Source organism: Mycobacterium kyorinense (assembly GCF_002101735.1).
In the GTDB taxonomy this organism is placed as follows: domain Bacteria; phylum Actinomycetota; class Actinomycetes; order Mycobacteriales; family Mycobacteriaceae; genus Mycobacterium; species Mycobacterium kyorinense.
This window is the reverse complement of sequence record NZ_LQPE01000014.1, coordinates 36,983-47,405: the sequence shown is the minus strand read 5'-3', so window position 1 is coordinate 47,405 and position 10,423 is coordinate 36,983. Positions and strand designations below refer to the sequence as shown.

Annotated in this window: 11 protein-coding genes; 8 read left to right on the top strand and 3 right to left on the bottom strand. The window is 69.1% G+C overall.

The window, feature by feature from the left end; translation table 11 throughout:
- Positions 1 to 196: 196 nt before the first annotated feature.
- Positions 197 to 589, bottom strand: a complete 393-nt coding sequence (locus AWC14_RS02670; protein WP_045376290.1) for a DoxX family protein — start codon at positions 587 to 589, stop codon at positions 197 to 199.
- 77 nt (positions 590 to 666) lie between these two features.
- On the opposite strand from AWC14_RS02670, the gene AWC14_RS02665 reads away from it, so the two are divergent.
- Both AWC14_RS02665 and AWC14_RS02660 read left to right on the top strand, forming a co-directional pair.
- The gene (locus AWC14_RS02665) at positions 667 to 2,013 is read left to right on the top strand and encodes a replication-associated recombination protein A (RefSeq protein ID WP_142281524.1); all 1,347 of its coding nucleotides are present in this window, start codon (positions 667 to 669) and stop codon (positions 2,011 to 2,013) included.
- Between the two features lie 96 nt (positions 2,014 to 2,109).
- A complete protein-coding gene (locus AWC14_RS02660) occupies positions 2,110 to 2,445 on the top strand; it encodes a hypothetical protein (RefSeq protein WP_045376293.1) in 336 nt (111 codons plus the stop codon).
- Between the two features lie 2 nt (positions 2,446 to 2,447).
- Here the strand turns inward: AWC14_RS02660 and AWC14_RS02655 are convergent, their stop codons facing one another.
- Positions 2,448 to 3,071 carry a hypothetical protein gene (locus tag AWC14_RS02655; RefSeq protein ID WP_045376296.1) on the bottom strand — a complete coding sequence of 208 codons (624 nt, stop codon included), beginning with the start codon at positions 3,069 to 3,071 and terminating at the stop codon, positions 2,448 to 2,450.
- Positions 3,072 to 3,264: 193 nt separating this feature from the next.
- Positions 3,265 to 3,894, bottom strand: a complete 630-nt coding sequence (locus AWC14_RS02650; protein WP_045376416.1) for a hypothetical protein — start codon at positions 3,892 to 3,894, stop codon at positions 3,265 to 3,267.
- Positions 3,895 to 4,205: 311 nt separating this feature from the next.
- Between AWC14_RS02650 and AWC14_RS02645 the strand changes: the two genes are divergently transcribed.
- The 6 genes from AWC14_RS02645 to AWC14_RS02620 all read left to right on the top strand — a co-directional run bounded on the left by AWC14_RS02645 (position 4,206) and on the right by AWC14_RS02620 (position 10,313).
- On the top strand, positions 4,206 to 4,595 hold the full coding sequence (locus AWC14_RS02645; RefSeq protein WP_162835650.1) for a secondary thiamine-phosphate synthase enzyme YjbQ: 390 nt from the start codon (positions 4,206 to 4,208) through the stop codon (positions 4,593 to 4,595).
- A 57-nt stretch (positions 4,596 to 4,652) separates the two neighbouring features.
- Positions 4,653 to 7,349: an alanine--tRNA ligase gene (gene alaS / locus AWC14_RS02640; protein ID WP_045376303.1), complete on the top strand. Its 2,697-nt coding sequence runs from the start codon at positions 4,653 to 4,655 to the stop codon at positions 7,347 to 7,349.
- Complete coding sequence (gene ruvX / locus AWC14_RS02635; protein ID WP_045376306.1) at positions 7,350 to 7,844, top strand: Holliday junction resolvase RuvX; 495 nt, start codon at positions 7,350 to 7,352, stop codon at positions 7,842 to 7,844. It abuts the gene before it with no gap.
- Between the two features lie 103 nt (positions 7,845 to 7,947).
- Positions 7,948 to 9,129: an endolytic transglycosylase MltG gene (locus AWC14_RS29375; protein WP_045376309.1), complete on the top strand. Its 1,182-nt coding sequence runs from the start codon at positions 7,948 to 7,950 to the stop codon at positions 9,127 to 9,129.
- A complete protein-coding gene (locus AWC14_RS02625) occupies positions 9,107 to 9,898 on the top strand; it encodes a shikimate dehydrogenase (RefSeq protein WP_045376312.1) in 792 nt (263 codons plus the stop codon). Before AWC14_RS29375 ends, AWC14_RS02625 begins: the two co-directional genes overlap by 23 nt.
- Positions 9,899 to 9,908: 10 nt before the next feature.
- A complete protein-coding gene (locus tag AWC14_RS02620; RefSeq protein ID WP_045376318.1) occupies positions 9,909 to 10,313 on the top strand; it encodes a prepilin peptidase in 405 nt (134 codons plus the stop codon).
- Positions 10,314 to 10,423 lie beyond the last annotated feature (110 nt).

The following is a 10,423-nucleotide window of genomic DNA, read 5'->3' as shown; positions in this document are numbered from 1 at the left end:
GGCCGTAGCCGGGCGGCGGGGGCGGGGGCGGTGGCTGGTAACCGGGTGGCGGAAAGCCGGGGCCACCGGGCTGCGGGTCGGTGGGGCTGCCGGACTGCTCCGGTGTTTGGCTCATGTCCCGCTCCTACCTCGTCGGCGTGAAGTATGCGCTCGCAGAACTTAGCAAGTATTCGGCAGCGCCGCCGGAAACGCGCCGTCAGTCCGCCCGCCCGCGCAGGCCGAGGACGCGCAGCAGTTCCGGCCGGCGCAGGACCAGTCCGATCCACAGCAGCACGCTGACATAGACCGCGGACAGAACGAATGTGGCGACGGGCTTTTCGACGCGCATGTTGGCCGTCACCGCGCCGCCGAGGTAGGCGGTGATGCCGATCGCGCCGAGCACCGCGGTACGCGGAATGAGAAAGACCACCAGGCAGGCCAGCAGCACCCACCCGATCACCGCGGTCTGCCCGACCGGAAACCCGAGCTCGGCCGTCCCTTTGCGGCTGGCTTCGACACCGAGGATTTTGGTGAGGCAGTCGAACGCAAGGAATACCGCGAGCAGTGCGCTGATCACGATGCCGGCGACGCGGCTGGCTGTTTTGGACATGGGTTCGTTCTCTCGTCAATGTGGCTGTGGATGTGCAGACCACGTCGGCGCGCAGTTTTCATCGGCGCCGCCGTGGTATGCCTGAAACCGTGTCCGACGGTCTGTTCGACGTCCCCGACGCGGCCGGGCTCACCGAGCGCCCCCTGGGCGCGACGGCCGCTGCGCCGTTGGCGGTGCGGATGCGCCCGGCCACTCTCGACGAGGTGGTCGGGCAGGACCACCTGCTGCGACCGGGCTCGCCGCTGCGCCGCCTGGTCGAGGGCTCCGGGGTGGCGTCGGTCATCCTCTACGGGCCTCCCGGCAGCGGCAAGACCACGCTGGCGGCGCTGATCTCCCAGGCCACCGGCCGGCGGTTCGAGGCGCTCTCGGCGCTGTCGGCCGGCGTCAAGGAGGTCAGGGCCGTCATCGATCTGGCCCGCCGCGCCGCGGCGCACGGCGAGCAGACCGTGTTGTTCATCGACGAGGTGCACCGGTTCTCCAAGACCCAGCAGGACGCGCTGCTGTCCGCGGTGGAGAACCGGGTGGTGCTGCTGGTTGCGGCGACGACCGAAAATCCGTCGTTCTCGGTGGTGTCGCCGCTGCTGTCGCGGTCGCTGATCCTGCAACTGCATCCACTGAGCGGCGACGACGTGCGCACCGTGGTCCAGCGCGCGATCGACGACCCGCGCGGGCTGAACGGGCGGGTGCAGGTAACGCCCGAGGCCGTCGACCTGCTGGTGCAACTGGCCGCCGGCGACGCCCGTCGCGCCCTGACCGCGCTGGAGGTGGCCGCCGAGGCTGCCGACCCCGTGACCGTGGAGGCCATCGAACAATCGCTGGACAAGGCCGCGGTCCGCTACGACCGCGACGGCGACCAGCACTATGACGTGATCAGCGCGTTCATCAAGTCGGTGCGCGGCTCCGACGTCGACGCCGCACTGCACTACCTGGCCCGGATGCTGGTCGCCGGCGAGGACCCGCGGTTCATCGCGCGCCGGCTGATGATCCTCGCCAGCGAGGACATCGGCATGGCCGATCCGACCGCGCTGCAGACGGCGGTGGCTGCGGCGCAGACCGTGCAGCTGATCGGCATGCCCGAGGCGCAACTCACGCTCGCGCACGCCACCGTGCACCTGGCCACGGCACCCAAGTCGAACGCGGTGACCACCGCGCTGGGCGCGGCGATGGCCGACATCAAAGCGGGCACAGCCGGACTGGTGCCCGCGCATCTGCGCGACGGCCACTACTCGGGTGCCGCCGCCCTGGGCAATGCGCAGGGCTACCGGTACTCCCACGACGACCCGGATGGCATTGTGGCACAACAATATCCGCCCGACGAGCTGGTCGGGGTGGACTACTACCACCCGACCGGCCGCGGCGCCGAACGCGAAATCGCCGGCCGGCTGGACAAGCTGCGGGCGATCATCCGCGGCAAGCGCCGCTAATTTCGCGCCAGCGAGTGTAACGCCACGGCGGCAAAACCGCCGAATTGTCGCCGTGGCGTTACGCTCGGCGCGGCCACGTCAGCGAGGAGACCGGAGATGAAGACCTTCACCGACGACGAGATGAACGCGCTGCTGCCGGCCGCCAAGGCCTACAGCGTCGTCATCCTCAAGCAGGGGCCCAACTTCGGCGGCGACGACACCCCGGCGATCATCTGGGAGCACGGCCGGCGCAACTTCGCGCTTCGCCACGAAGGCGTCCTGCCGGTGGTGTTGCCGGTCACCGACGGCTCGCAGGTATACGGCGTCGGCGTGTTCACCGGCAGCGTCGACGAGACCACCGCGGTGATGAACGACGACCCCGGCGTGCAGGCCGGGGTGTTCACCTTCGAGGTGCACCCCTGCCGGGGATTTCCGGGCGACGCGCTGCCCTAGTGCTAGACCAGCTCGGGCACCCGCAGCTGGGCGATCGCCAGCTCGAATTCGCCGACGTCGACCTGGTCGGCGCCGAGATCGCGAAGCAGACCGGTGCGCAGTGAGCGGGCCCGGTCGTCGCTGCGCCGCATCGTCTCCATGCTGTCGAAGGTCGACGAGGACACGGCACGGCAGGACGTGCGGTCCAGCATCAGGCTGGCGCTGCAGAACCCGTCGAGTTCCTCGATCGCCGGCAACACCGACTCGCGGTAGAAGCCGATGGCGTTGTCGAACTGCTCGGGCCGGATCTTGAGCCAGGTGGCGCGCACGCAGGCGCCGGGGGCCGAGCGGTGGTCGCGGTGCAGCACCGCGATCTCCCACCGGTCGACGGTCGGGGTGCCGCCGCCGAACACCTGCGCCGCCCGCTGCTGAAGCGGCCGAACCTGCTCGCCGCTGGCGTGCATCGTCTTCTCCGAGTCCCACGAGCTGGTGGCGATGCAGCGGCCGGACTCGCGGTCGACGAGCAGCGACAGTCCCATGCAGCCGTCCAACTCCTGCAGAGCGGGCATCACCACGTCACGAATATGCGCAATCCCGGCGTCGATGCACGACCGTTGCGCCTGGATTGTGGTAGAGCGCGCGTACACGATTCAACCCCTCCTTGCTCGGGGGCAGCGCCCCGGTGGCGCCACCGGTCCTACGACTTCCTTTTCCTACCTTCCTCCAACGGAATGACCCCCGCAATGGTTTTGCCCGGGTTTGGGGAGTTGCCAAGGCAATTGGCCGAACGCCAGCGCACGCCGTCGAATAGTTCGTGACGGCGTTCGAGCAGGGCGCCGCTCAGACCAGCTCGGGCACCCGCAGGTGGGCGAGCGCGAGCTCGAACTCGCATACATCGAGTTCCTCGAGCTCCGGGACGCCCGCTTTCTGAATGCGTGCCGTCCTAAGGGCCCTCGCCTGTTCCCTGTTTCGCTGCATCGCCTCAAGGCTGTCGTACGTCGCACAGGACACGAAACGTCCGGACGCGCGGTCGAGCATCAGACTGGCGCTGCAGAACCCCTCGAGGTTCTCCAGATCGGGCAGGATGGACGTCTTGTAGTAGTCGACGTTCTGGTCCGCCTGGGCGGGATCGCCCTTTACCCACACCGCCCGCACGCAGGCGCCCTCGTGTGAGCGGTGGTCTCGATGGAGCACCGCGATTTCCCACTCTTCGACGGTCGCGGTACCGCCGAACATCTCGGCGGCCCGATCCCGGATCGGACGTACCTGCTCGGCGCTGGCATGCATCGCGTCTTGGGTCTCCCAGGAGCTGCTGGCGATACATCTGCCGGACTGCCGGTCGACCAACAGCGACACACCGACACACCCGTCGATCGCCTGCAGGGCGGGCATTACCTGGTCGCGAATGTGCGCAATCCCCGCGTCGATGGACGAAGGTTGCGCCTGGATAGTGGTAGAGCGCGCGTACACGATCCACTTCCTCACCTACTCGGGGCAGCGCCCCGGTGGCGCCACCGGTCCACCGATTACTTTCCTCCGATCGGGTAAGCGTCGCAACGGGTTTGCCGCGGATTGGCAGGTTGCCGCGGCCGGCTCGTGGCTCGGTGACGGCGACCCGCTGCGCCCGGCTTTGCCGCGCTTGCGATCGCCGGTTCGGTGACGGCGACCCGCTGCGCCCGGCTTTGCCGCGCTTGCGATCGCCCGGTTCGCTGACGGCGACCCGCTGCGCCCGGCTTTGCCGCGCTTGCGATCGCCGTACCCTGGATGACGTGGATACCGATGTGCTGGATGTCGACACCACGCGTCGCCGGATCGTCGACCTGACAGGCGAGGTGCGGTCGTTCTGTGCTTCGCGCGCTGACGGCCTGTGCAACGTGTTCGTCCCGCACGCGACGGCCGGGGTGGCGATCATCGAGACCGGCGCCGGTTCCGAAGACGACCTCGTCGATACCCTGGAGCGGCTGCTGCCGCGTGACGACCGTTACCGCCACCAACACGGCTCGCCTGGTCACGGCGCCGACCATGTGTTGCCGGCCATAGTGTCGCCGTCGGTGACGGTGCCCGTGCAGGGCGGCGAACCGCTGCTGGGCACCTGGCAGAGCGTGGTGCTCGTCGACCTCAACCGGGACAATCCGCGGCGGTCGGTGCGGCTGAGCTTCGTCAAGGGCTGATCCTGCAGACCGGTAAGGTAGTGCGATCAAATTGGCTAGAAGGACAGCGACGACAACGTGCAGACACACGAGATCAGGAAGCGGTTCCTCGATCATTTCGTGAAAGCGGGTCACACCGAGGTGCCGAGTGCCTCGGTGATCCTCGACGACCCCAACCTGCTGTTCGTCAACGCCGGCATGGTGCAGTTCGTGCCGTTCTGTCTCGGCCAGCGCACCCCGCCGTACCCGACGGCCACCAGCATCCAGAAATGCATCCGCACTCCGGATATCGACGAGGTCGGGATCACCACCCGGCACAACACCTTTTTCCAAATGGCCGGCAATTTTTCGTTCGGCGACTACTTCAAACGCGGAGCGATCGAGCTGGCCTGGACGTTGTTGACCAACTCGGTCGACGACGGCGGCTACGGGTTTGATCCCGAAAAGCTCTGGGCCACAGTCTATTTGGACGACGACGAGGCTGCGGGACTCTGGCAGGAGGTAGCCGGACTGCCGGCGGAGCGGATCCAGCGCCGCGGGATGGCCGACAACTACTGGTCGATGGGCATCCCGGGTCCGTGCGGGCCGTCGTCGGAGATCTATTACGACCGCGGCCCGGAATACGGGCCGGAAGGCGGTCCGCTCGCCAGCGAAGAGCGCTACATCGAGATCTGGAATCTCGTGTTCATGGAAAACGAGCGCGGCGAGGGCACCACCAAAGACGACTACGCGATTCTGGGACCGTTGCCGCGCAAGAACATTGACACCGGGATGGGTGTCGAGCGGGTCGCGGTGCTGTTGCAGGGCGTGCACAACGTCTACGAAACCGACCTGCTGCGCCCGGTCATCGACACCGTGGCCGCCAAAGCGCCGCGCGGGTACGACGTCGGCAACCACGACGACGACGTGCGCTACCGGATCATCGCCGACCACAGCCGCACCGCCGCGATCCTGATCGGCGACGGGGTGAGCCCCGGCAACGACGGGCGCGGCTATGTGCTGCGCCGGCTGCTGCGCCGGGTGATCCGCTCGGCCAAGCTGCTCGACATCGACGGCCCGATCGTCGGCGAGCTGATGGCAACCGTGCGCGACGCGATGGGCCCGTCGTATCCCGAATTGGTCACCGACTTCGAGCGGATCAACCGGATCGCCGTCGCCGAGGAGACCGCGTTCAACCGCACGCTGGCGTCGGGCTCGAAGCTGTTCGAGGAGGTGGCCGGCGCCACCAAGGCATCCGGCGCCACCGTGCTGTCCGGGTCGGATGCGTTCACGCTGCACGACACCTACGGGTTCCCGATCGAGCTGACGCTCGAGATGGCCGCCGAAGCGGGCCTGAAGGTCGACGAGGCCGGCTTCCACGAGTTGATGGCCGAGCAGCGCCGTCGCGCCAAGGCCGACGCCGCCGCGCGCAAACACGCCCACGCCGATCTGTCCGCCTACCGCGAGCTGGTCGACGCCGGGCCGACCGAGTTCACCGGCTTCGACGAATTGTCCTCGGAAGCCCGCATTTTGGGCATCTTCGTCGACGGCAGGCGGGTGCCGGTAGTGGCACACGACGATGCCGTCGCCGCCGACCGCGTCGAACTGGTGTTGGACCGCACGCCGTTGTACGCCGAATCCGGTGGGCAGGTCGCCGACGTCGGGACCATCAGCGGCACCGGCGCCGGGGAGAGCGCCCGCGCGGCGGTTACCGACGTGCAGAAGATCGCGCACACCCTGTGGGTGCACCGGGTCAACGTGGAATCCGGCGAATTCGTCGAGGGCGACACGATTGTCGCGGCCGTCGACCCCGGCTGGCGCAAGGGCGCCACCCAGGGCCACTCGGGCACCCACATGGTGCATGCGGCGCTGCGACAAGTGCTGGGCCCCAACGCCGTTCAGGCCGGCTCGCTGAACCGGCCGGGGTATCTGCGCTTCGACTTCAACTGGCAGGGTCCGCTGACCGAGGAGCAGCGCACCCAGATCGAAGAAGTGACCAACCAGGCCGTGCAGGCCGATTTCGAGGTGCACACCTTCACCGAACAGCTCGACAAGGCCAAGGCCATGGGGGCGTTGGCGCTGTTCGGCGAGCGCTACCCGGACGAGGTGCGGGTCGTCGAGATCGGCGGGCCGTTCTCACTGGAGCTGTGCGGCGGCACCCACGTGCACAACTCGGCCCAGATCGGGCCGGTCACGATCCTAGGCGAATCGTCGGTGGGTTCGGGGGTTCGCCGGGTCGAGGCCTACGTTGGGCTGGAGTCGTTCAAGCACCTGGCCAAGGAGCGCGCGCTGATGGCGGGGCTGGCATCGTCGCTGAAGGTGCCGTCGGACGAGGTGCCCGCCCGGGTGGCCAATCTGGTCGAGCGGCTGAAGGCGGCCGAGAAGGAACTCGAACGCGTCCGGCTGGCCAATGCCCGGGCTGCCGCGACGAATGCCGCGGCCGGCGCGCAGCGCATCGGTAACGTGCGTGTGGTGGCGCAGCGGATGTCGGCGGGGATGACGGCCGGTGACCTGCGCTCACTGGTCGGCGACATCCGCGGCAAGCTCGGCAGCGACCCTGCGGTTGTCGCGTTGATCGCCGAGGGGGACGGCGACACCGTGCCGTATGCGGTCGCCGCCAATCCCGCTGCCCAGGAGCTGGGGCTTCGGGCTAATGACCTGGTCAAGCAGCTGGCCGGGGCGGTTGATGGGCGCGGTGGCGGCAAGGCCGACCTCGCGCAGGGCTCAGGGAGGGACCCGTCGGGCATCGAGGCGGCGCTCGACGCGGTACGGGCAGAGATAGCGCGGGTCAGCTGAGTGGATTCTTCGCAACACCGCCGGCCAGACCGGCCCGGCGGAGACGATCCCGGACGCGGACGGCGGCTGGGCGTCGACGTCGGCAGCGTGCGCATCGGCGTGGCCGCCAGCGACCCCGACGGCATCCTGGCCACCCCGCTCGAGACGGTGCGCCGGGACAGGTCCGGCCGGCACGTGCGCCGGCTGGCCGAGCTGGTCGCCGAGCTGGGCGCCGTCGAGGTGATCGTCGGGCTTCCCCGCACGCTGGCCGACCGGACCGGTCCGTCGGCCCGCGACGCGATCGACATGGCCGAGTCGCTGGCCTGCCGGATCGCTCCTGTCCCGGTGCGGCTGGCCGACGAGCGGTTGACGACCGTCAGCGCGCAGCGGTCGCTGCGCGAGGCGGGTGTTCGGGCCAAGGGCCAGCGCGGTGTCATCGACAAGGCAGCGGCGGTGGCGATCCTGCAGGGCTGGCTCGACGAGCGCCGGACCGTCTTGGAGGTCAACGGTGCGTGAAAGCGGGCGCGGCAGGGCGCAGCCGCCGAGCGATCGCAAGCGCGGCGAAGCCGGGCGCGGCGGGTCGCGAGCAGCACCTGAGGCGGTTGGGCCGCCCCGACGCGTGCGCAGCCGCGCCGAACGGCTGCGAGCCGAGCGTGGCCGTCGCCGTCGTCGCCTCGTCAGTGGGCTCGCCACCGCCGTGCTCGTGGTCGTGGTGGTCGCGGCCGTCTTCATCGGCTCCAAGCTGTGGCACATGTTCGGCTCGCAGAACGATTACCGGGGCAGCGGCAAACAGGACGTGGTGATCCAGATCCACGCCGGCGACTCGACCACTGCGATCGGCGAAACCCTGCATGAACAAGGCGTGGTCCGCACGGTCCGGGCGTTTGTCGACGCGGCGCACGGCAACGCCGCGATCTCGTCGATCCAGCCCGGCTACTACCGGATGCGGACCGAGATCCCGGCGTCGTCGGCCGTCCAGCGGCTCGCCGACCCCAACAGCCGGGTGGGCCGGCTGGTGATCCCGGAGGGCCGCCAGCTCGACGACACCACCGACGTGAAGACCAATGCCGTCACGCCCGGGATCTTCACGCTGATCTCCAGGGCCACCTGTGTGGATCTCGACGGCGACAAGCACTGCGTTGCGGTCAACGACCTGCGGGCCGCGGCCGCCAGCACACCGCCGGCGCTGCTGGCGGTGCCCGGCTGGGCCGTCGACCCGGTGAACCGGATGGGCAGCGACCATCGCCGGATCGAGGGGCTGATCGCGCCGGGGACGTTCAACGTGAACCCGTCGGCCTCCCCGCAGAAGATCCTGTCCACGCTGATCAGCTCCAGTGCCGTGGACTATGTGAAGTCGGGGCTGGTGGACACCGCCAACACCATGAACATGTCGTCGTACGACGTGCTGGTGGTGGCGTCGCTGGTGCAGCGCGAAGCCAAGCCGCAGGACTTCCCGAAGGTCGCGCAGGTCATCTACAACCGGCTGGCCGAGCACCGCACGCTGGAGTTCGACTCGACGGTCAACTATCCGCTGGATCGCCGGGAAGTCGCCACCACCGACGCCGACCGGGCTCAGCCGACGGCGTGGAACACCTACCTGTCGGAAGGTCTGCCGGAAACGCCGATCTGTTCGCCGGGCACCGATGCGCTGTCTTCCGCCGAGCATCCCGAGCCGGGTGACTGGCTGTACTTCGTCACGATCGACGCGCAGGGCACGACGCTGTTCACCCGCGATTACCAGCAGCATCTGGCCAACATCGAGCAGGCCCAACACAACGGTGTTCTCGACAGCGCGCGGTAGACGCGCCGGCGTGCTCGGCAAGCCGATCGCGCATTCACGCTCCCCGCAGCTGCATCTGGCGGCGTATCGCGCGCTGGGACTGGACGATTGGACCTACGAGCGCATCGAGTGCGACGCCGACGAACTGCCGGGCGTGGTTGCTGGCTTCGGCCCGGAGTGGGTCGGGGTGTCGGTGACGATGCCGGGCAAGTTCGCCGCGCTGCGGATCGCCGACGAACGCACCGCGCGCGCCGAATTGGTCGGCTCGGCCAATACGCTGGTGCGCACACCGCGCGGGTGGCGCGCCGACAACACGGACATCGACGGCGTGACGGGAGCGCTCGGCGCAGCGGCGGGACAGGCGGTGGTCGCCGGCTCAGGCGGCACCGCACCGGCGGTGGTCGTGGCCTTGGCGGAGCTGGGCGTCAGCGGCATCACCGTCGTCGCGCGGAACCCCGAGAAGGCCGCCCGGCTGGTGCAACTGGGCGCGAAGGTTGGCGTGCCGACCCGATTCCGCGAGCTGGGCACGCCGCTTGACGAGCCGACGGTGTTGGTCAACACGCTGCCGGCCGACGTCGCGGCACGGTACGCGCAGACTCTGGCGCCGGTCCCGGTGCTCTTGGACGCGATCTACGACCCGTGGCCGACGCCGCTGGCGCAGGCGGTGGCCGGCGCGGGCGGGCGGGTCATCGGCGGCCTGCAGATGCTGCTGCACCAGGCGTTCGCGCAGGTGGAACTATTCACAGGCTGGCCCGCGCCGCGAGCGGCAATGGCGGCTGCCGTCGGCTAGCCTGCCGCGCATGCTGGCGGCGGCGGTGTTGTGGATGGCCGCGCTGAGTTGCTACGACATCGTGCAACGGCGGCTGCCCAACTTTTTGACGCTGCCCGGGGCCGCGGTGATCCTGCTGGCCGCCACGTTGGGTGGGCGATGCGCGCCCGCGCTGGCCGGGGCAGTCGCCTTGGCCACGCTCTACCTGGCGGTGCATCTGGTGTCGCCGGCCGCGATGGGCGCCGGCGACGTGAAGCTGGCGCTGGGGATGGGCGCATTGACCGGCCGCTTCGGCGTCGACGTGTGGTTCCTGGCGGCCCTGGGCGCACCGCTGCTGACGGCACTGTTCGCGCTAATTCTCGGCATCCGCCGCCTGCCGCACGGGCCGTCGATGTGCCTGGCGAGCGCAGTGGCTCTCGCGCTAAGTCTGCACTGATTCGCCGAACGTGAAGCTGTTGCGAATTTCTGGCGAATTTTTCGCAACAGTTTCACGTTCGGCGCATCGGCCGGCATTTAGGCGGCTCGAGCCCGTCGTGGGAAGATGGG